The 19,691-nt window shown below is 69.9% G+C and carries 20 protein-coding genes and 1 pseudogene; 6 read left to right on the top strand and 15 right to left on the bottom strand.

Annotated elements, in window-relative coordinates:
* Positions 1–2: 2 nt before the first annotated feature.
* Entirely contained in the window at positions 3–683 is a 681-nt protein-coding gene (locus AC0KTM_RS26775) for a class I SAM-dependent methyltransferase (RefSeq protein ID WP_238955610.1), read from the top strand.
* On the opposite strand, the gene egtE is transcribed toward AC0KTM_RS26775, so the two are convergent.
* The 11 genes and pseudogenes from egtE to AC0KTM_RS26720 form a co-directional block, all read right to left on the bottom strand.
* Complete coding sequence (gene egtE / locus AC0KTM_RS26770; RefSeq protein WP_238955609.1) at positions 680–1,894, bottom strand: ergothioneine biosynthesis PLP-dependent enzyme EgtE; 1,215 nt, start codon at positions 1,892–1,894, stop codon at positions 680–682. The genes AC0KTM_RS26775 and egtE overlap by 4 nt on opposite strands.
* Positions 1,843–2,808, bottom strand: a complete 966-nt coding sequence (gene egtD / locus AC0KTM_RS26765) for an L-histidine N(alpha)-methyltransferase (RefSeq protein WP_225326125.1) — start codon at positions 2,806–2,808, stop codon at positions 1,843–1,845. The genes egtE and egtD overlap by 52 nt, the downstream gene beginning before the upstream one ends.
* Positions 2,808–3,530, bottom strand: coding sequence for an ergothioneine biosynthesis protein EgtC (egtC, locus tag AC0KTM_RS26760; RefSeq protein ID WP_225326124.1), 723 nt, complete (start codon positions 3,528–3,530; stop codon positions 2,808–2,810). The genes egtD and egtC overlap by 1 nt, the downstream gene beginning before the upstream one ends.
* Positions 3,530–4,840 carry an ergothioneine biosynthesis protein EgtB gene (gene egtB / locus AC0KTM_RS26755; protein ID WP_238957259.1) on the bottom strand — a complete coding sequence of 437 codons (1,311 nt, stop codon included), beginning with the start codon at positions 4,838–4,840 and terminating at the stop codon, positions 3,530–3,532. Before egtB ends, egtC begins: the two co-directional genes overlap by 1 nt.
* A gap of 2 nt (positions 4,841–4,842) precedes the next feature.
* A complete protein-coding gene (gene egtA, locus AC0KTM_RS26750; protein ID WP_238955608.1) occupies positions 4,843–6,144 on the bottom strand; it encodes an ergothioneine biosynthesis glutamate--cysteine ligase EgtA in 1,302 nt (433 codons plus the stop codon).
* A gap of 179 nt (positions 6,145–6,323) precedes the next feature.
* Positions 6,324–6,972: pseudogene (locus AC0KTM_RS26745) on the bottom strand (sensor domain-containing protein).
* Between the two features lie 86 nt (positions 6,973–7,058).
* On the bottom strand, positions 7,059–7,568 hold the full coding sequence (locus AC0KTM_RS26740; RefSeq protein WP_225326121.1) for a hypothetical protein: 510 nt from the start codon (positions 7,566–7,568) through the stop codon (positions 7,059–7,061).
* Between the two features lie 141 nt (positions 7,569–7,709).
* Positions 7,710–8,108, bottom strand: coding sequence for a hypothetical protein (locus AC0KTM_RS26735; protein WP_308011526.1), 399 nt, complete (start codon positions 8,106–8,108; stop codon positions 7,710–7,712).
* Between the two features lie 121 nt (positions 8,109–8,229).
* Complete coding sequence (locus AC0KTM_RS26730; protein ID WP_225326313.1) at positions 8,230–9,372, bottom strand: DUF4185 domain-containing protein; 1,143 nt, start codon at positions 9,370–9,372, stop codon at positions 8,230–8,232.
* Between the two features lie 16 nt (positions 9,373–9,388).
* Positions 9,389–10,423 (bottom strand): aspartate-semialdehyde dehydrogenase, encoded by a 1,035-nt coding sequence (locus AC0KTM_RS26725; RefSeq protein ID WP_472417188.1) that lies wholly within the window; start codon positions 10,421–10,423, stop codon positions 9,389–9,391.
* A gap of 2 nt (positions 10,424–10,425) precedes the next feature.
* The gene (locus AC0KTM_RS26720) at positions 10,426–11,691 is read right to left on the bottom strand and encodes an aspartate kinase (RefSeq protein WP_472417186.1); all 1,266 of its coding nucleotides are present in this window, start codon (positions 11,689–11,691) and stop codon (positions 10,426–10,428) included.
* 224 nt (positions 11,692–11,915) lie between these two features.
* Between AC0KTM_RS26720 and leuA the strand changes: the two genes are divergently transcribed.
* Entirely contained in the window at positions 11,916–13,874 is a 1,959-nt protein-coding gene (gene leuA, locus AC0KTM_RS26715) for a 2-isopropylmalate synthase (RefSeq protein WP_472417184.1), read from the top strand.
* 16 nt (positions 13,875–13,890) lie between these two features.
* On the opposite strand, the gene AC0KTM_RS26710 is transcribed toward leuA, so the two are convergent.
* Complete coding sequence (locus tag AC0KTM_RS26710; protein ID WP_225326117.1) at positions 13,891–14,883, bottom strand: DEDDh family exonuclease; 993 nt, start codon at positions 14,881–14,883, stop codon at positions 13,891–13,893.
* A 99-nt stretch (positions 14,884–14,982) separates the two neighbouring features.
* Between AC0KTM_RS26710 and AC0KTM_RS26705 the strand changes: the two genes are divergently transcribed.
* The 3 genes from AC0KTM_RS26705 to AC0KTM_RS26695 are packed head-to-tail and all read left to right on the top strand — an operon-like array spanning position 14,983 to position 17,355.
* Positions 14,983–16,221, top strand: a complete 1,239-nt coding sequence (locus AC0KTM_RS26705) for a Mur ligase family protein (protein ID WP_225326116.1) — start codon at positions 14,983–14,985, stop codon at positions 16,219–16,221.
* Positions 16,214–16,921: a type 1 glutamine amidotransferase gene (locus AC0KTM_RS26700; RefSeq protein ID WP_238955604.1), complete on the top strand. Its 708-nt coding sequence runs from the start codon at positions 16,214–16,216 to the stop codon at positions 16,919–16,921. The genes AC0KTM_RS26705 and AC0KTM_RS26700 overlap by 8 nt, the downstream gene beginning before the upstream one ends.
* An 11-nt stretch (positions 16,922–16,932) precedes the next feature.
* The gene (locus AC0KTM_RS26695; RefSeq protein ID WP_225326114.1) at positions 16,933–17,355 is read left to right on the top strand and encodes a hypothetical protein; all 423 of its coding nucleotides are present in this window, start codon (positions 16,933–16,935) and stop codon (positions 17,353–17,355) included.
* Positions 17,356–17,361: 6 nt separating this feature from the next.
* Here AC0KTM_RS26695 and recR read toward each other — a convergent pair whose 3' ends face one another.
* Positions 17,362–17,973 (bottom strand): recombination mediator RecR, encoded by a 612-nt coding sequence (gene recR / locus AC0KTM_RS26690; protein ID WP_067173162.1) that lies wholly within the window; start codon positions 17,971–17,973, stop codon positions 17,362–17,364.
* Positions 17,974–17,986: 13 nt separating this feature from the next.
* Positions 17,987–18,331, bottom strand: a complete 345-nt coding sequence (locus AC0KTM_RS26685; protein ID WP_225326113.1) for a YbaB/EbfC family nucleoid-associated protein — start codon at positions 18,329–18,331, stop codon at positions 17,987–17,989.
* 98 nt (positions 18,332–18,429) lie between these two features.
* Here AC0KTM_RS26685 and AC0KTM_RS26680 point away from each other — a divergent pair, with 98 nt between their 5' ends.
* Complete coding sequence (locus AC0KTM_RS26680) at positions 18,430–19,191, top strand: Rv3717 family N-acetylmuramoyl-L-alanine amidase (RefSeq protein WP_225326112.1); 762 nt, start codon at positions 18,430–18,432, stop codon at positions 19,189–19,191.
* Here the strand turns inward: AC0KTM_RS26680 and AC0KTM_RS26675 are convergent.
* A complete protein-coding gene (locus tag AC0KTM_RS26675) occupies positions 19,188–19,625 on the bottom strand; it encodes an SRPBCC family protein (RefSeq protein WP_225326111.1) in 438 nt (145 codons plus the stop codon). The two genes, AC0KTM_RS26680 and AC0KTM_RS26675, sit on opposite strands and share 4 nt — an antisense overlap.
* Positions 19,626–19,691: the final 66 nt, after the last annotated feature.

Here is a 19,691-nt window from a genome sequence, read left to right as displayed (position 1 = left end):
ACATGTCGTCTGATCAAGTGATGGACTGGGACAGTGCCTACCGCGAGCAGGCCCACTTCGAGGGTCCGCCGCCGTGGAATATCGGTGAGCCACAACCCGAATTGGCGGCGCTGGCCGCGGCCGGCAAATTCCGCAGTGACGTGCTGGACGCCGGCTGCGGAGTCGCCGAACTGTCGCTGAGCCTGGCCGCGCAGGGTTACACCGTCGTCGGCGTCGACCTCACCCCGACCGCCGTCGCCGCGGCCACCAAGTCCGCCCAAGAGCGCGGACTGACCACGGCCAGCTTCGTGCAGGCCGACATCACGTCGCTGAGCGGCTATGACGGTCGGTTCGCCACCGTGGTCGACAGCACGCTGTTTCACTCGCTGCCCGTCGAGGCCCGCGACGGCTACTTGCGCGCGGTCCACCGCGCCGCGGCCCCGGGCGCCAACTACTTCGTGCTGGTGTTCGCCAAGGGCGCCTTCCCCGCCGAGATGGAACCCAAGCCCAACGAGGTCGACGAAGACGAACTGCGCGCCGCGGTGAGCAAGTACTGGGAGGTCGACGAGATTCGCCCCTCCTTCATCCTGTCGAACGCCGTCAACATCCCCGACGCGCCTTTCGAATTCCCGCCGCACGACCGCGACGAGCAGGGCCGCATCAAGATGCCGGCCTACTTGCTGACGGCGCACAAAGCCGGCTAGCCGGTCGCGGTCGCCGCCGTCGCGGCGATGAGCGCCTCCGCGAAGGTCTCCAGGTCCTCGGCCGTGGTATCCACGTGCGGCGAGATCCGCAACAGCGGCCCCGACAGCTCCAGCGGCGCCCGCTGCACGCCGACGAAGGTGGTCAGGATCCGTCGTTCGGCGAGCAACCAGCCCCGCACCGCCTCCGGGTCGACGCCGTCGGTCGGCGCCAAAGTCGTGATGGCGCTGGGTTCTTCGACCTCCTCGACCACCGCCCACCCGGCCACATCGGCCAGCACCGCGCGGCTCAGGCCGCCCAGTTCGGCCAGGCGTGCACAGACCGTCGCCGGCCCGTACGCCAGGTGCTCCCCCAGCGCCAGCGAAAACCCCACCCGCGCGGCAACATTGGCTTCGCCGAACTCCAGCTGCTCGGCGACCGTCGGCGAACCCGACGCGCGCGCCCACTGCGGCGCCGCCAGCCTCGGGCGCAGGCTTTCCATCAGCTCCGGGCGCACCGCGAGAATCCCCACGCCACGCGGCCCGGCGATCCACTTGCGCGACGAGGAATACGTCGCATCCGCGCCGGCCGCGCAGTCCACCTGCCCCAGCGCCTGAGCCGCATCGACGACCAGTGGCAGCCCGACCTCGCGGCAGAGCTGCGCGACCATCGAAACCGGTTGCACCACACCGCTATGGCTGGCGACCGCGGTCAGGTGCACCAGGTCCGGCGGGTCGGCGTCGAGGGCCAGCGCCGCGTCGTCGAGCGCGACACGGCCGTCGTCCAGGGTCGGCAGCAGCCGGCGCTCGAATCCGTGGGCGGCCATCACGGCCAGGTTGGGACCGTATTCGCCGGGCAGGCACGCTAGCCTTTTTCGGTCCGCCCCTCCTGCCGGCCAGGCGCCCAACAGCAGATCCAAGGCGTTGAGCGAGCCGGTGGTGAACACCACCTCGGCGTCGGTCATCCCGGTCAGCGCGGCGAACGCGACACGTCCGGCGTCGAGCACCGGCGCGGCCGCCTCGGCCGCGACATACCCGCCGACTTCGGACTCGTTGCGGGCGTGCTGCGCCGCGGCCTCGATCACCGCAAGGCTCTGCCGTGAACACGCGGCGTTGTCCAGGTGCAGGCCGGCGAAGCGGGGGCGCGCCGCCCGCCATTGGTCGGCCAGCGTTTCGCCGACCGTCACTTCACGGCCAACGACAACCCGAAGTCGCCCGCGCCATCGGTCCACCATCGCGTGCGGCGCAATCCCACGGCGGCCAATTCGGCACTCACCTTTTCCGGGCGGAACTTGCACGACACCTCGGTGAGCATCTCCTCGCCGGCCTCGAAATCCACGATCAGCTCGAGCGCGCCGACACGCACCCGCTGGCGGCGGTCGGCCCGCAACCACATCTCGATGCGTTCCTCGGACGGGTTCCACCGGGCCACGTGCCGGAAGGCGTCGACGTCGAAATCCGCGTCCAGTTCCCGGTTTACCACCGCAAGCACGTTGCGGTTGAACAGCGCCGTCACCCCGGCGGCATCGTCGTAGGCGCGCACCAGGCGCTCGGTGTCCTTGACCAGGTCGGTGCCCAGCAGCAGGCTGTCGCCGGGCCGCATTTGGGCGGACAGCGCGGTGAGGAAGTCCGCGCGCGGCCCGGGCGTGAGGTTACCGATCGTCGACCCCAGGAATACGAACAGCCGTCGCCCGCCCACCGGGATCTCGGTCAGGTGTTCTTCGAAATCACCGCAGACGGCCTTGATTTCGACCCCTTCGTATTCCCGCTGAATGGCCGCGGCGGCCGTCGACAGGATGCTGGCGTCGACGTCGAACGGGACGAACCGGCGCAGCGAACCGCGTGCGCGCAGGGCGTCGAGCAGCACCCGCGTCTTCTCCGAGGTCCCGCTGCCCAATTCCACCAGGGTGTCGGCCTCGCTGGCCGAGGCGATTTCGGCCGCCCGCGCGCGCAGGATCTCGGCCTCGGCGCGGGTCGGGTAGTACTCGGGCAACCGGGTGATCTGGTCGAACAGGTCGCTGCCCACGGCATCGTAGAACCACTTGGGCGGCAACGACTTCGGCGTCTGCTGCAGGCCGTCGAACACGTCCCGGCGCAACGCATGGTAGGCCGAGTCGGCGGCGAGGTGGTTCGACAGCGACAGCGTCATCAAGACCCTTTCGGATGATCCAGCGGCGTCAGCGTGACGCCGCCGGCGGTGACTTCGACGAGGTGGCGGTCCGGCACGTCCTCCCAGTCGGAGTCGTTGTCATAGGGTTCGCTGGCCAGGACCACACCGTCCGGGCGGCGCAGGATGGACAGCGTGTCCCCCCAGGCCGTCGCCAGCATGCGAGAGCCGTTGGCGGCCAACACGTTCAGCCGGGCGCTGGGATCGGCGGCCGCTATCTCGGCGATGGTCTCGCCCAGCGCGTCGAGGCCCCGCTCGAAGATGACGGCCGCCAGTATCGCGCTGTCGCAGACCGATTCGGCCCGCGACGTCGCCGGCAACACGGCCCGGTCGACAATTCCGTTGTGCGACAACAACCACTGCCCGTCGGTGAACGGTGCCGTCGCACTGACTTCGATGGGCATGCCGACGGTCGCCGAGCGCACCGCGGCCACCACGCAGTGGCTGCGCAGCGCCGGCGCGACGGACTCGAACGACACGTCGCCCCACAGCGGCAGCGGGCTACGCCAGCGCCGTGGCGCGGCGCCATTCGAGGGGCCGTCCGAAGGAACATCGAAAAACCCGACGCCCCAACCGTCGGCGTTCAGCAGGCAATGCTTTTGGCGGCGCGGCGCGTAGGCCTGCACCCGCAGCCCGAACGGCGGGTCGAGCACAAGCGAGGAGACCGTGACGTCGGCCCCGAGCCACCCGAGATGCCGGCACATCAGGCGATGTCCCCGTTGTCGGAAACGTCCCAGGCCAACCGGACGCCGGAGAAGATCTGGCGGCGGTACGGGTGGTCCCAATTGCGGAAACTCGGCCGCAGGATGCCTGGCTCCACGGCCCACGACCCGCCGCGCAGCACCCGGTAATCGCCGTCGAAGAACGGCTGTGAATAGCGCTCGTAGAGCATCGGGACGAACCCGGGCCAGGGCCGCAGGGGGCTGCTCGTCCACTCCCACACGTCGCCGAGCATCTGCTCGGCCCCGTACGCCGAGGCGCCGGCGGGGTAGGCCCCGACGGGTGCGGGCCGCAACGCGGCGCCGCCGAGGTTGGCCAGCGCCTCGCCCGGCTCCTGGGCGCCCCACGGGTAGCGGCGCCGCGTGCCGGCGGACGGGTCCCACGCGCAGGCCTTCTCCCATTCCATCTCGGTGGGCAGCCGCGCCCCGGCCCAGGCCGCGTACGCCTCGGCCTCGAAATAGCTGACGTGCTGGACGGGTTCGTCGGCGGGGATGTCTTCGACGCGGCCGAACCGGGTGCGGGTGGCGGCGTCGGGATTCCAGAACTGCGGCGCGGTCAGGCCGGCGGCCTGGCGATGCCGCCAGCCACGCTCCGACCACCACCGCGGCTGGTCGTAGCCGCCGTCGTCGACGAAGTGCCGCCATTCGCCGTTGGTGACCGGAACCCGGCCGATCCGGAACGCGGGCAGGTCGACGACGTGGCCGGGGCGCTCGTTGTCCAGCGCGAAGGGCTCGGTGGCCGGGTCCACACCGAGCACGAACTCGCCGCCGGGCACCAGCACCGAGGTGCCGGCCAGGCCCGGACGGGCGGGCGGCAGCAGCGGCGTCTCGCGCAGCAGCGGGGCGCCGCGGCGCAAATTCAATGCCTGCAGCATGGTTTCGTCGTGCTGGTTTTCGTGGCTGACCACCATCGCGTACGCGAAGGCCGCCTCGTCGCCCGCGGGGTCGTCGGGCAGCGCGTCCAGGGCGTCGAGCACGGCGGACCGCACCGTCCGGCAGTACGCGCGCGCCTGGTCCGGTGGCAGCAGCGGAAGGTCGACCCGGCTGGCGCGGGAGTGCACGAAAGCGTCGTAGAGTCCCTCGACGGCCGGCGGCAGCATCGACGGCCGGGCCGGATCACCGCCCCGCAACAGCCACAGCTCTTCCTGCTGCCCGATGTGCGCCAGATCCCACACCAGCGGGCTCATCAGCGGGTCGTACTGACGGCACACCTCGGCGTCGTCGAAGTCGACCAGCCGCAAGGTCCGGGTCCGGGTTCGCGCCAACTGGTCGGCAAGCGCCTGGCGTGACGTCACCGTCACCGTCCCCCTCGCGCCGCCCGCGACACCTCGGCGGCGACGCCATGTTTGATCACCCGGTCGGCGAAGTCGTCGCCGGGACACCGGCCCTGTTCGACGAGGCTCACCAGCCGCTGCATCGCGTCGCCGAGTTCGGCCGGTGCCCTTTCGGCGGCGATGGTCACGCACGCGTTCGCGGCCGCGAAGAGCCGCCGGTCGCGCAGCCCGAGCCGCGCCGCGACGTCCCAGGCGGTGGCCACCGGTTCGACGGCCTCGGCCGCGGCGTCGGCGGCGGCCGGGTCGTCGAGCAGCGCCGCCAGGGTGAACGCCACCGCGGGCCACAACGCGTCCGGGACGCTGTCCAGGTAGCGGATCTCCAGCCACCGGCGGGGGCGGACCGGCGGGAACAAGGTCGTCAGGTGGTACTCCAGGTCGGCGACGCTGGGGCGGCGATCACCGAGCAACACCCGGCCGTCGACCCAGTCGGCGAAGGGCACCCAATGCGTGACCGCCTCAGCGTCCGGCGTGTGCACCAGCATCACGGGAGCCTTGAGCGCGTAGCGCCCCCAGTCGGTGCCCGGGTCGTCGCCGCTGGCCCCCAGGATGGGGCCGCAGCGCGCCGAATCCATCTGTCCCCACACCCGCTGCCGGCTGGAGACCCAGCCGGTGAAGTCGCCGCCCAGCATCGGTGAGTTGGCCGTGATCGCAATCATGGTGGGCCCCAAGGCGTGCGCCAGCCGAACCCGCGCCGCCCAGCCCTCGCGCGGCCCGGCGTCCACGTTGACCTGAATCGACGCGGTGGACGTCATCATCGCCGCGCCCGCTTCACCGGAGCGGCTGGTGGCGAAGAACCGTTCCATGGCGCGGTACCGGGCGCCGGGGTTGATGCGCCGGGGCGGTCGCAGCGGGTCGGCGCCGAGGAAGACCAGGCCCAGGCCGGCCTCGGCGAACGCCGGCTGCAGCACGGCCTGGTCGCGTTGCATCGCATCGATCGCGGGGAGGACGCCGTCGGCCGGCGGGCCGGAAAGTTCGACCGCGCCACCGGGCTCCACGGTGACCCTGCTGCCGCCCGGGAGCGCGGGGAGCCCGTCGAGCACCGCGGCGATTTCGTCCCAGCCGGGCCTGCGGTGCGGGGCGGCCGGGTCGTGGCAATGGGCCTCGAGCTCCAGACCCACCCGTCCCAGCGGGGCGTCCACCAGGCAGCCGTCGGCGATGTACTGCGCGACGGCCGTGGCGTCGGTGAGTTCGGCGATTTTCAGCTCCGCGGCAGGGTCGGCGCCGGTCGACCGCGGAGCCGCCGCAGTGATCGGGGCGAACGTCATATCACGATCCCTTCGGGCCCGACCAAGGCTGAACACGCACCTGCGGACCGCTTCCCTGCGCAGCTAATCGAACGATATCCGGCACTACTTCGTCTAGTGCTTCATCTATCAGACGCCCCCGACATATTCCCTTCCCGCGCCAATGGCCGGACGGCAGGGACGGATACCCAATCGCTCGACTACTGACCCAGCGCGTTCTGCATCGCCCCAGCTAGCACGTTCACGGCGGGCCCGGCGTTGCCCGACTGACACACTTTCGCCTGCAGCAACACGTTTTCGCGCAGCCTGGTTTGATCGAAGCAACGCCGATCGGTGCCCGCCTCCTGCTTGGTCCAGTTCTCGTCGGCGGGCTCGGCCGGCCCCCCGGTCGAAGGACCACACCTGCGTGCTGCCGTTGTCCAGGTGTATCGCGGTCGTCTGACCCGAACAGCCGACCGTTCGATCCACCACCCGATGGAATGCCCGGGCCGCGGCGTCGGGGGTGGCGAACACCCCGACCGCCTGCTTGACCAGATGCGTTTGGTCGCTCGCCGACGTCTGCGTGACGGCTCCGTTGAAGGACGCCAGGTCGGGGTCGTCGTACACCTCGGACAGCCCGATGTCCGCCCAGTTGTTGCACTCCGGCAGGTCCACCCAGGTGCCCTGTCCCGGCTGGGTGAACACCGACTCCCAGCCCATGGGTCCGCCGACGATGTTGCCGACCGACCCCTTGCCGAGGACGGCGTAATTCACCACGCCCGGCTCCGACGGATGGGCCGCCGCGATCGGAGGCCCGACCGTACCCGCCAACGCGAAGCCGACGGCGAGTACGGCCCAGTACACCCGCATGGTCATGCAGCGATCATGCCAGGCGTCCGGACGTTCGGTCAGCCCCCGTCAGCACCGGCCTTGTGCGCCAAGCGTTCCCGGCCGCGTCAGGGGCGCGGCGCGGGCGTGCCGGGAGCCGGGCTGACAGCCGTCGGCTGACCGGGGCCGCTGATCCCGGGGCCGGAGACCGGACCGCCGGGCCCGCCCGGACCGCCGGGGGGCATCGGCACGATCAAACCGGGTCCGCCGGGGTTGGGTCCCCATGGCCCATTGTCGGGTCCGGGACCACCGGGGCCGCCGTACCACGCGCCGGGACCGCCGGGGTTGGGTCCCCACGGCCCGTTGCCCGGCCCGGGCCCCCACGGCCCGTTGCCCGGTCCGGGGCCGCCCGGGTGGAACATGCCGTGGTGATGGTGGCAGTGGTAGTTGTGCTTCCAAATGAAGGCGCCGACGAAGAACACCGACGAGATGATGAACACGATGCCCGCGACGATCACCACCCAGGCCGCCGCCGTGTAGAGCCGCGGCGGCTTCACCCGCTGCGGGGGTGGCGGCGGAGGCGGAGTGGTCGCGGCGGCAGGGGTCGGCTCGGCTTGGGGTTCGGGTGTCTCGCTCATGCCATGCCATATTGCCCCGCCCGCGATGTCCGTAACAGGCCCCGGCGGCAAATTGCCGTGAATCGAGACGCGGCGGTTACCGCGCATGACAGGTGGCCCGACGCTCGAGGAGAGCGCCGGGCCACTCGCGGGTTGGGGGTTCTAGTTGGTCAGGACGATGACGCTCGGGACCTCATGCGAGGCCGCCGAGTGGAATACCGACGCCGGGAGCTGTCCCGGGGCCATGCCACTGGGCCGCACGGACGACGGGGCCGCCGGCGTCGTGGTAGCGCCCGGCCCGTTCGGGCCACCCGGGGCGACGCCGCCAGGTCCACCGGGGCCACCGGGGCCGCGGTGATGCAGCATCGCGTGGTGGTGGTGCTTGTGGTGGTGGCCGTGATGGCCGCCGCGGTGGCCAAGGATGAAGCCGGTGAAGAAGATGACCGCGACGATGAACACGATCCCGGCGACGATGGCGACCCACGCGGCGAGCTGGAAGACCCGCGGGGCCCGGTAGGCCGCGGCAGCTGCGGCCGGTGCAGTGGCGGTGGAGGTCCGCACAGTGGGGGTTTCAGATGTTTCACTCATGAGACAAATGATGAAGCCGTTAACAGTAGTGGCGGCTATGCGCTACTTATGTAGCAGCTGTGAACTAAAACCGCCGCTCAGCGCCCGAAAGCAGCTACTCGGGCTTGAACGGATTGACCGCGAACTGGATGACCCGGTACGGCGCGGCTACCCGCGCGCGAGTGTCCCACTGGCTCACGAAGATTCGCAGCTCGTCGAGCGTCGAGCCGGGCGAGATGTAGCCGCCATACGGCTGCGCGAGCCGGTTGTCGTAGGGCGGCGGCAGGCTTTCCGCGGGTTCCGGCCACTCGTCGTGCTGCACCACGGTGGTGACCGGCGCGTCGCCCAGTGCCGTCGGGTGGTCGGCCACCCGGACCTCCATGTTGCCCGTGACGGCATTGAAGTAGGACAACACGGCCTTGCCGTCGATCTGCCGGATGCACATCTCGCCCACCGCATCCGGCCACAGCGGTGTCGGCGGCTTGCCCCAGCCCCCTTGCGGCCCGGCCGCCCAGCCCTGCCACCGGGACCGGTCGGTGAACGTTTGCGGTGTGGCGCGATACAGGACCACCGGGTCCCGACGGGTGAAGCTGTCGGCCACGATGTACACCCACCCGGTGGGCGAATCCGGGGTCGGGATCGGGTCGTAATACCCACTGATCTGCGTCTGCGAGCCGCCCTGATACGAGGCGGGCCGCTTGGAACCCGGGATCGTCTGCCATCCCGCGCGCGCCGGTTCGGCGGTCACCAGCCGAGAGCTCTGCGGCTCCAGGTTCTTCGTCGTCGTCACCATCACGTAGTTGCGCCGGTTGATCTGCACCACTCCGGCGGGCAGTTGCGAGGCGTCCGGCGGGGTGGGGTCGGCCAGCAGCGGGTGGGCGATCCCGGTGACGCCGGTGTAGCGCACCCCGCCCGGGTCGTCGACCGACGCCGTGTCGACGTGCAGCGCGACGGGCGCGTACCAGCCGCCGAACCCGACGCCCTGGCCGGCGAAGCTGTCGCCGCACACCTGCAGCAGCTCGGTGGGGAATTCGACGAACTCACACAGGTCGGTCGCGCCGATGCCGTAATCCCCCGTGGGAGTGCCGGTTCCGGCGGTGGGGCCGATCCGCAACACCTCCCCGGGCGCCAGCGGCTGCAGGATCGGCTCGGGGGCGGGCGCCGGCGGATCGGCATGAGCGTCCCAAAACCATTGCGGCGCAAATAAAGTCAGTGCAAGCGAGCACCGCACGACCAGGCGAGTGTGGGCTGAGCTCAACAAGCTCACCCGCTGATCACAGCTGGGCGGCCAGCAGCTCGGCGATCTGGATGGTGTTCAGCGCCGCCCCCTTGCGCAGGTTGTCTCCCGAGACGAACAGGGCCAGGCCGCGGCCGTCGGGCACCCCCGGGTCCTGGCGGATCCGGCCGACCAGGGATTCGTCGACGCCGGCGGCCGCCAACGGGGTCGGCACGTCGACAACCTTGACGCCGGGCGCCCGGTCGAGCAGCTCGCGGGCGCGCTGCGGCGACAGCGGCCGCGCGAACTCGGCGTTGATCGACAGCGAGTGCCCGGTGAACACCGGCACCCGCACGCAGGTGCCGCTCACCGCCAGGTCGGGGATGCCGAGGATCTTGCGGCTCTCGTGGCGCAGCTTCTGGTCCTCGTCCGTCTCACCGGAGCCGTCGTCCACCAGCGATCCGGCCAGCGGCACCACGTTGAAGGCGATGGGTGCCACGTAGGTCTTGGGCGCCGGGAACTGCACCGCGCTGCCGTCGTGCACCAGCTGCTCGGCGCCGTCGACGACCGCACGCGCCTGCGTGGACAGCTCCTCCACCCCGGCGATCCCGCTGCCGGATACCGCCTGATAGCTGGACACCACCAGGCGTTGCAGACCGGCCTCCTCGTGCAGCACCTTGAGCACCGGCATCGCGGCCATGGTGGTGCAGTTCGGGTTGGCAATGATGCCCTTGGGGCGCCGGTGCGCGTCCCGCTCGAAGTTCACCTCGGAGACCACCAGCGGCACGTCCGGGTCCTTGCGCCAGGCCGACGAGTTGTCGATCACCGTCACCCCGGCCGCGGCGAACCGCGGCGACTGCACCAGCGACATCGTCTTGCCGGCGGAGAACAACGCGATGTCCAGGCCGCTCGGGTCCGCCGTCGCGGCGTCCTCGACCTCGATCTCCTGGCCGCGGAATTCCAGCTTGCGGCCCTGCGAGCGCGCCGACGCGAAGAACCGCACCGACGTCGCCGGGAAGTCCCGCTCGTCGAGCAACCTGCGCATCACCTGGCCGACCTGGCCGGTGGCGCCAACCACGCCAATGGCAACCATTTCTATCTACCCGTCCCCGCATACACCGTCGCCGACTCCTCGCCGCCGAGCCCGAACGCCTCGTGCAACGCCACGACGGCCTTGTCCAGTTCCGTGTCGCGGCACAGCACCGAGATCCGGATCTCGGAGGTGGAGATTAGCTCGATGTTGACGCCCACCTCGGCCAGGGACTCACAGAAGGTGGCGGTGACCCCGGGGTGGCTGCGCATGCCCGCCCCGATCAGCGACACCTTGCCGATGTGGTCGTCGTAGAGCAGCTGGCTGAACCCGATCTCGTCCTTGAGCGCGTCGAGCTTGGCCACCGCGGTGGGCCCGCTGTCACGGGAGCAGGTGAAGGTGATGTCGGTCTTGCCGTCCTCGATCTTGGAGACGTTCTGCAACACCATGTCGATGTTCACGTCGGCGTCGGCGAGCGCCCGGAAGACGCGGGCGGCGTATCCGGGGATGTCGGGAATGCCGACGACGGTCACCTTGGCCTCGCTGCGGTCGTGCGCGACTCCGGTCAGGATGGGGTCTTCCATGGCTATGTCCTTGATCGATCCGACGACGACGGTGCCTGGGTTTTCCGAATACGAGGATCGGACATGCACCGGAATGTTGTAGCGGCGCGCGTATTCCACGCAGCGCAGCATCAAAACCTTGGCGCCGCAAGCCGCCACCTCGAGCATTTCTTCGAAGGTGACCGTGTCCAGCTTGCGGGCGTTGTGCACGATCCTCGGGTCGGCGCTGAAGATGCCGTCGACGTCGGTGTAGATCTCGCAGACGTCGGCGCGCAGCGCCGCGGCCAGGGCCACCGCGGTGGTGTCCGAGCCGCCGCGGCCCAGCGTGGTGACGTCCCGGGTGTCCTGGCTGACGCCCTGGAACCCGGCCACCAGCACGATGCGCCCCTCGTCGAGCGCGGCCTGCAACCGTCCGGGAGTGACCTCGATGATCTTGGCGTTGCCGTGCGTGCCGGTGGTGATCACGCCGGCCTGCGAACCGGTGAACGAGCGGGCCTGCGCACCCAGCGATTCGATGGCCATCGCGACCAGGGCGTTGGAGATGCGTTCACCGGCGGTCAGCAGCATGTCGAGTTCGCGCGGCGGCGGGGCCGGACACACCTGTTGGGCCAGATCCATCAGGTCGTCGGTGGTGTCGCCCATGGCGGAGACGACGACGACGACGTCGTTGCCCTGCTTCTTGGTAGCGACGATGCGCTCGGCCACGCGCCGGATCCGATCGGCGTTGGCCACCGAGGATCCGCCGTACTTCTGCACGACGAGCGCCACTGCTTCCCCTTCTGCTACGACTGATGCGTCGCGCAACAGAATACTTGCAGCGCCGCTGCGACTTTTCCCGCGGCGCTGCGCGCGGAACCACAGCGGCCCGGATCTGACGCAGATTTTCACCACGGCGCCAAGCGCGGTAAAGTTGCCGACGTGCAGCGGGTGCTCCTCCTCGGACGCCGCGACGGGGTCTGATCCAGACCGGCTTCCCGTCGCGGGTGTTCGCGATGCGCCGGTCTGAGGTTCCTTCTGACATCCCCGGAGCAATTACCGTGACTTCCAATTCCGACGCATTCAGCTCGACACGCAGCATCGTCAAACCGGCGGGCCCACCACGACCCGGGCAGCCCACGTGGAACCCCCAGCGGGGTTCGTCGATGCCGGTCAACCGGTACCGGCCCTTTGCCGACGAGGTCGAGCCGATCCGGCTGGCCGATCGCAGTTGGCCCGATCGGGTCATCACCAGCGCACCGCTGTGGTGTGCGGTGGATCTGCGTGACGGCAACCAGGCGCTGATCGACCCGATGAGCCCCACCCGCAAGCGCCGCATGTTCGATCTGCTGGTCCGCATGGGCTACAAGGAGATCGAGGTCGGGTTCCCGTCGGCCAGCCAAACCGATTACGACTTCGTCCGCGAGATCATCACCGACGGCGCCATCCCCGACGACGTCACCATCCAGGTGCTGACCCAGTGCCGGCCCGAACTGATCGAGCGCACGTTCGAGGCGTGCCAGGGCGCGCCGCAGGCCATCGTGCACTTCTACAACTCGACGTCAATCCTGCAGCGCCGCGTCGTATTTCGCGCCGACCGGGCCGCGGTGCAGGACATCGCGACCGAAGGCGCCCGCAAGTGCGTCGAACAGGCCGCCAAGTACCCGGACACGCGGTGGCGGTTCGAGTATTCGCCGGAGTCCTACACCGGAACCGAGCTGGAGTACGCCAAGCAGGTGTGCGACGCCGTCGGCGAAATCATCGGGCCCACACCGGAAAACCCGATCATCTTCAACCTGCCCGCCACCGTGGAGATGGCCACCCCGAACGTCTACGCCGATTCGATCGAGTGGATGAGCCGCAACCTGGCCAACCGGGAATCGGTCATCCTGAGCCTGCATCCGCACAACGACCGCGGAACCGCCGTTGCCGCAGCGGAATTGGGCTACCAGGCGGGCGCCGACCGCATCGAGGGCTGCCTGTTCGGCAACGGCGAACGCACCGGCAACGTCTGCCTGGTGACGCTGGGGCTGAACCTGTTCTCGCGCGGCGTGGACCCGCAGATCGACTTTTCCAACATCGACGAGATCCGCCGAACCGTGGAGTACTGCAACCAGCTGCCGGTCCACGAGCGTCACCCCTACGGCGGTGACCTGGTCTACACCGCGTTCTCCGGCAGCCACCAGGACGCCATCAACAAGGGCCTGGATCAGATGAAGGTCGACGCCGATGAGGCCGATACCGACGTCGAGGAGATGCTCTGGCAGGTGCCGTATCTGCCGATCGACCCCAAGGACGTCGGGCGCACGTACGAGGCCGTGATCCGGGTCAACTCGCAGTCCGGCAAGGGGGGGGTCGCCTACATCATGAAGGCCGATCACGGCCTGGCCCTGCCGCGACGGCTGCAGATCGAGTTCTCCCAGGTGGTGCAGAAGATCACCGACGGCGAGGGCGGCGAGGTCTCGCCGAAGGAGATGTGGGACGCGTTCTCCGAGGAGTATCTGGCCCCGGTGTGGCCGCTCGAGCGGGTGAAACAGCGCGTCGACGCTTCGGAGGAAGACAGCGGCGTCACCAGCATCACCGCGACCGTCAAGATCAACGGGGTGGAGACCGAGATCAGTGGGTCCGGCAACGGCCCGCTGGCCGCGTTCGTCCACGCGCTGGGCGATGTCGGCTTCGACGTGGCCGTGCTGGATTACTCCGAGCACGCGATGAGTTCCGGTGACGACGCGCAGGCGGCGGCCTACGTCGAGGCTTCGGTGTCGATCGCGAGCGCGGCGGAGCCGGGCGAAGCGGGTCGGCACCCCTCGGGCCCGGTGTCGATCGCGAGCGCGGCGGAGCCGGGCGAAGCGGGTCGGCACCCATCGGGCCCAGTCGGTGGGCAGACGGTGTGGGGTGTCGGCATTGCGCCGTCCATCACCACGGCGTCGCTGCGTGCGGTCGTGTCGGCGGTCAACCGCGCCGCCCGCGCCTGATCAGACTCGCGCCTGATCAGAAGAGTGCGAGCTGCGGGTCCGCGTTGGTGGTGTCGGTGAATTCGTCCATGCTGGTGCCGCCGATGACGGCTCCGACGCAGTCCATGAACTTCGCGTCGGAGATCACCGGCACCCCCAATTTGTGGGCCAGATAGCCTTTGCCCTGCTCGGGCGCGGGATCGTTGCAGACCACCAGCGAGGTCTCCCGGTCGACGGTGTCGCTGTAGGCCAGCCCGGCGTGCAGGATCCGCTCGACGAGTTCCTCGTGGGTGCGGCCGACCTCGGCGGCCAGCGCCACCCGCATGCCCTGGACGAGTGGCCGGCCGCCCACGTAGGGGCCCGGGTTGAGATACGGGCAGGGCATCCGGGAGGCCAGCACCTTCAACGGCCTTAGCTCGTCGTGGGTGACCCGACCGTTCGGCCAGCGCCGCCGGGTCACCGGATGCACCGGCAGCCAGATGTCGCCGTCGCGGGCAAGCTTGAGCGCCGAGGCCAGCACGCCGGTCAACACCATTGCGTCGTCGAAGGCGTCGTGGGGGCGCTCCTGGGTCACGCTCCAATGCGCCGCGAGCGTTTCCAGCCGCAGGTTGTCGAGGCCGAGGTCCAGCCGCCGGGCCAGTTCGACCGTGCACATCACCGAGTCGACGGGAAGTTCGATGTCGGCGAGTTCGGCCTCGGCGGCCAGGAAGGCGTAGTCGAACGCCACGTTGTGGGCCACCAGCGTGCGGCCGCGCAGCACGTCGATCACGTCCCCGGCGACGTCGGTGAACTGCGGTTGGTCTTCCAGCATGGCGGCGGTCAGGCCATGCACGTGGGTGGGGCCCGGATCGACTCCGGGGTTGAGCAGGCTGACCACCGACTGCTCGACCTCGCCGTCCGCGTCCAGGCCGAGCACCGCGAGGCTGATGATCCGTGCCTGACCTGGCCGGAAACCCGAGGTTTCGACGTCGATCACGGCCCAGCCCGCGTCCGGCTCGCTGGCCGGCCGACCCCAGCACACCGCGCTCATGCACTGAGGATGGCACGGCCAACCGACATCGCCGGGTCGTTGCGCGCCGTGTCGGCGCTTGAATCGATGCGGGAAACCGGCTCCCCTTAAACTTCCCGGGTGGTCACCACCCGCGCCCGTCTGGCCCTCGCCGCAGGAGCGAGCGCGCGCTGGGCGTCGCGGGCGACCGGACGCGGGGCCGGGGCGATGATCGGCGGCCTGATCGCGATGACGCTGGACCGCTCGGTCCTCCGGCAGCTCGCCTCCGGACGCCGCACGGTCATCGTCACCGGCACCAACGGCAAATCGACCACCACCCGGATGACGGCGGCCGCGCTGGAAACGCTGGGCCCGGTCGCCACCAACGCCGAGGGCGCCAACATGGACGCCGGCCTGGTGGCCGCGCTGGCCGCCCAACGTCGAGCATCGCTGGCCGCGCTGGAAGTCGACGAAATGCACGTCCCCCACGTTTCCGACGCCGTCGACCCCAGCGTCGTCGTGCTGCTCAACCTCTCACGCGACCAGCTGGACCGGGTCGGCGAGATCAACGTCATCGAACGAACCCTGCGCGCGGGCCTGGCCCGGCACCCGGACGCGGTCGTGGTGGCGAACTGCGACGACGTGCTGATGACGTCGGCGGCCTACGACAGCCCCAACGTGGTGTGGGTGGCCGCCGGGGGTTCGTGGTCGAACGATTCGGTCAGCTGCCCGCGCAGCGGCGAGGTCATCGTCCGCGAGCACGGCCACTGGTACTCCACCGGCGCCGACTTCAAACGACCCAGCCCGCAGTGGTGGGTCGACCCGGAAGATGGGGGCGCGCTCCACGGCCCCGACGGCTTGTGCCTGCCGATGCGACTGACGCTGCCGGGCGCGGTGAATCGGGGCAATGCCGCTCAGGCCGTGGCCGCCGCGGTCGCGCTGGGCGCGGATCCGGCGGCGGCGGTCGCGGCCGTCTCGGCCGTCGACGAGGTCGCGGGGCGCTACCGGACCGTCCGGGTCGGCGAGCACGACGTGCGGATGCTGCTGGCCAAGAATCCGGCGGGCTGGCAGGAAGCGCTGTCGATGGTGGACAAGCACGCCGCCGGGGTGGTCATCTCCGTCAACGGCCAGGTGCCCGACGGGGAGGACCTGTCGTGGTTGTGGGACGTGCGTTTCGAGCATTTCGACGAGACGTCCGTGGTGGCCGCCGGCGAGCGCGGCACCGATCTCGCGGTGCGCCTCGGCTACGCGGGCGTCGAGCACACGCTAGTGCACGACACCGTCGCCGCGATCGCGTCGTGCCCGCCCGGGCGGGTGGAGGTCGTCGCCAACTACACCGCGTTTTTGCAGCTGCAACGAGCCTTGGCGCGCCATGGCTGACTCGGTAGTCCGGATCGGGCTCGTCCTGCCCGACGTGATGGGCACCTACGGCGACGGCGGCAACGCGTTGGTGTTGCGCCAGCGGCTGCTGCTGCGCGGCATCGCCGCCGAGATCGTCGAGATCACGCTGGCCGACCCGGTGCCCGAGTCGCTGGACCTCTACACGCTGGGCGGCGCCGAGGACTACGCGCAGCGGCTGGCCACCCGCCACCTGATCAAGCACCCGGGCCTGCAGCGCGCCGCGGAACGCGGCGCGCCCGTGCTGGCGATCTGCGCGGCCGTCCAGGTGCTGGGCCAGTGGTACGAAACGTCGGCCGGCGAACGCGTCGACGGTGTGGGCATGCTGGACGCGACGACGTCACCGCAGGAGGCGCGCACCATCGGCGAGCTGGCCACCAGGCCGCTGCTGGCGGGCCTGACCGAGCGCCTCACCGGCTTCGAAAACCACCGCGGCGGCACCGTGCTGGGCCCGTCGGCGTCGCCGCTGGGCGCGGTGGTCAAGGGCGCCGGCAACCGGTCTGGAGACGGATTCGACGGCGTGGTGCAGGGCAGCGTGATCGCGACCTACATGCACGGGCCGTGCCTGGCCCGCAATCCGGAGCTGGCCGACCTGCTGCTGAGCACGGTCGTCGGCGAGCTGCCCCCGCTGTCGATGCCGGAAGTGGACTTGTTGCGCCGCGAGCGGTTAGCGGCGCGCTAGGACGAAACGAGATGACGAAGATCAGCCCCAGACTTGCCGCCGGTGCCGCACTGGTCGCCGCGTTCATCGCGTCGTCGACGCCGTCGCACGCCAACCCGGAAGTGCTCAACGGCCGGTACAACGTGCTCTACGCGGACAACGACAAACCGACCGCCTGGCTTTTCGTCCCGTGCGGATCGGACTGCGTCCTGGCGACCTCCCAAGATGGCGGGACGTTCGTCATCAGCTGGGAATTCCACCTCGCCAACGGACGATGGACGCACAGCGGCACGGCCCCGGCGCCGTGCCCGAACGGCGCATCCGCTCCGGTGACCGTCAACTACAGCTTCGATGCCGTGTCGCTTGCCGGCGAAGGCCAGCAGACGACGACGGACGCGTGCGGCGGAGAGGCGGGCAGGACCTTTACCAGGTCGTTCCAATTGAGCAAGGCCTGACGAACGTCAGACCATGGCCCGGCGGCCGGCCAGCGCGCGGCCGAGCGTCAACTCGTCGGCGAACTCCAGGTCGCCACCCATCGGCAGCCCGGAGGCGATCCGCGTCACGGTCAGGCCGGGGATGTCGCGCAGCATCCGAACCAGGTAGGTGGCGGTCGCCTCGCCTTCGGTGTTCGGGTCGGTGGCGATGATCACCTCGGTGATGTCGACGTCGTCGACCCGCTCCCCGATCCGGCTCAGCAGCTCGCGGATCCGCAGTTGCTCGGGCCCCACCCCGGACAGCGGATCGAGCGCGCCGCCCAGCACGTGATAGCGGCCGCGGAATTCGCGGGTGCGCTCGACGGCCTGCACGTCCTTCGGCTCCTCGACGACGCATACCTGCGAGCCGTCCCGCCGGGGATCGGCGCAGATCCGGCACCGCTCGTTGTCGGAGACGTTGCCGCACACCGCACAGAACCGCACGCCATCGCGCACCTTCGCCAGCACCGCGGTCAGCCGGTCGATGTCCGGCGGCTCAACCGACAACAGGTGAAAGGCGATGCGCTGGGCGCTCTTGGGCCCGATGCCCGGCAGCTTGCCCAGCTCGTCGATCAAATCCTGGACGGGTCCTTCGAACATGTCGGGGCGGGATCTAAAGCCCCGGCGCCGGTGCGGGCGGCTGCCCCGGCGGCTGTCCGAACCCGCCGGCCAGCGACCCGAGCCGCTCCTGCGCCATCCGGGTGACCTGCTTGGACGCGTCGGCCATGGCGCCGACGATCAAGTCCTGCAGGGTCTCGACGTCCGAAGGGTCGACGACGGAGGGATTGATTTTCACGGCGACCACCTCGCCGCTGCCCTTGACGACGACCTCGACCAAACCCCCACCGGCTTGACCATGCACCTCAGCGTTCGCCAGGTGTTGCTGGGCTTCCATGAGCTTTTGCTGCATCTGCTGCGCCTGGGCCAGCAGCGCCGACATATCGCCTCCGGGTTGCATGACAGTCCCCTCGCATCTTGGTCTCGACTTGATTTCGCTCGTGAGTCTCCGGCGATTCGGAACACCCAGCGTAAACCGCGCGCCGTTACCTTTGCGCCGTGGACCTACGACTGAGCAGACGTGTCGGGATCAAACTGGCGGTTGGTGCGCTCGTTGCTGCGTCGACGGCGATCGCCCCGGCCGCGTGGGGGGTTCCCTCCAACATCGCCGGCATGGTGGTTTTCATCGATCCGGGCCACAACGGCTCCAACGATGCGTCCATCAACCGGCAGGTGCCCACCGGCCGCGGCGGCACCAAGGACTGCCAGGCCAGCGGGACGGCGACCAACGCCGGCTATCAGGAGCACACCTTCACCTGGGACACCGCGCTGCGGGTCCGCGCCGAATTGACCGCGCTGGGCGTCCGGACCGCCCTGGCCCGCGCCAACGACACCGGCCTGGGGCCTTGCGTCGACGAGCGCGCCAGCATGGCCAACGCGCTCCACCCCAACGCGATCCTGTCCATCCACGCCGACGGTGGCCCGCCGTCGGGGCGCGGGTTCCACGTCAACTATTCGGCGCCGCCGCTCAACCAGGCGCAGGCCGGGCCGTCGGTGCAGTACGCCCGCATCATGCGCGACCAGATGCAGGCCTCGGGGATCCCGCCGGCCAACTACATCGGGCAGAACGGCCTGTACGGGCGCTCGGACCTGGCCGGCCTGAACCTCGCGCAGTACCCGTCGGTTCTGGTCGAGTGCGGCAACATGAAGAATCCCGCGGACTCGGCGCTGATGCAGTCCGCGGAGGGCCGGCAGAAATACGCCGACGCCATGGTCCGCGGCGTCGCGGGCTTCCTGGCCTCGCAGGGCCAGGCGCGCTAACCTTCGAGTTCCTTTTTCAGGTTGGCCAGCACCTCGCCCTGAATCCTCTTCAGCCCCAAGGGCGCAAAGGTCTTTTCGAAGAAGCCCTTGACTCCGCCCGCGCCGGTCCACGTGGTCTTCACGGTGACGCTGGAGCCGGGCCCGGCGGGCGCCACCGTCCAGGTGATCACCATGGTCGAGTTCGCGTCCTTCTCGATGACGGTGTGCCCGGCCACGTCCACGTTGACCTGCACGTCGCGGACGCGTGATTTGGTGGCCTGCAGCCTCCACTTGGCGACGGTGCCCGCGCCCTGCCCGCCCTGCAGCACCTGGTAGTCGCTGTACTGCGGCGAGAGAATCTTCGGACGCACCGTCTGGTAATCCGCGACGGCGGCAAGGGTTGCCGCAGGCTCGGCGTTGATCAAGATGGTGCTGTCGGCGCTCACCTGTGCCAAGGCGACCCCTCCTCGTGATGAATTCCCCGGTGCCGCCGCTCGCGACGGATGCACGGGCTGTTGTCG

Source organism: Mycobacterium sp. NTMscope_Eco_3, assembly GCF_976985685.1.
The sequence above is the reverse complement of the archived record's forward strand: the minus strand, read 5'-3'. Positions and strand labels throughout refer to the sequence as shown.

What these genes read in the sequence shown, in the direction of transcription:
- egtC (WP_225326124.1), bottom strand. Translation starts at nt 3,530, where the DNA reads ATGTGCCGGCATCTCGGGTGGCTCGGGGCCGACGTCACGGTCTCCTCG.
- AC0KTM_RS26740 (WP_225326121.1), bottom strand. Translation starts at nt 7,568, where the DNA reads ATGAGCGAGACACCCGAACCCCAAGCCGAGCCGACCCCTGCCGCCGCG.
- leuA (WP_472417184.1), top strand. Translation starts at nt 11,916, where the DNA reads ATGCGCCGGTCTGAGGTTCCTTCTGACATCCCCGGAGCAATTACCGTG.
- AC0KTM_RS26700 (WP_238955604.1), top strand. Translation starts at nt 16,214, where the DNA reads ATGGCTGACTCGGTAGTCCGGATCGGGCTCGTCCTGCCCGACGTGATG.
- egtA (WP_238955608.1), bottom strand. Translation starts at nt 6,144, where the DNA reads ATGACGTTCGCCCCGATCACTGCGGCGGCTCCGCGGTCGACCGGCGCC.
- AC0KTM_RS26775 (WP_238955610.1), top strand. Translation starts at nt 3, where the DNA reads ATGTCGTCTGATCAAGTGATGGACTGGGACAGTGCCTACCGCGAGCAG.
- AC0KTM_RS26710 (WP_225326117.1), bottom strand. Translation starts at nt 14,883, where the DNA reads ATGAGCGCGGTGTGCTGGGGTCGGCCGGCCAGCGAGCCGGACGCGGGC.
- egtE (WP_238955609.1), bottom strand. Translation starts at nt 1,894, where the DNA reads ATGGTGGACCGATGGCGCGGGCGACTTCGGGTTGTCGTTGGCCGTGAA.
- AC0KTM_RS26695 (WP_225326114.1), top strand. Translation starts at nt 16,933, where the DNA reads ATGACGAAGATCAGCCCCAGACTTGCCGCCGGTGCCGCACTGGTCGCC.
- recR (WP_067173162.1), bottom strand. Translation starts at nt 17,973, where the DNA reads ATGTTCGAAGGACCCGTCCAGGATTTGATCGACGAGCTGGGCAAGCTG.
- egtD (WP_225326125.1), bottom strand. Translation starts at nt 2,808, where the DNA reads ATGACGCTGTCGCTGTCGAACCACCTCGCCGCCGACTCGGCCTACCAT.
- AC0KTM_RS26685 (WP_225326113.1), bottom strand. Translation starts at nt 18,331, where the DNA reads ATGCAACCCGGAGGCGATATGTCGGCGCTGCTGGCCCAGGCGCAGCAG.
- AC0KTM_RS26725 (WP_472417188.1), bottom strand. Translation starts at nt 10,423, where the DNA reads ATGGTTGCCATTGGCGTGGTTGGCGCCACCGGCCAGGTCGGCCAGGTG.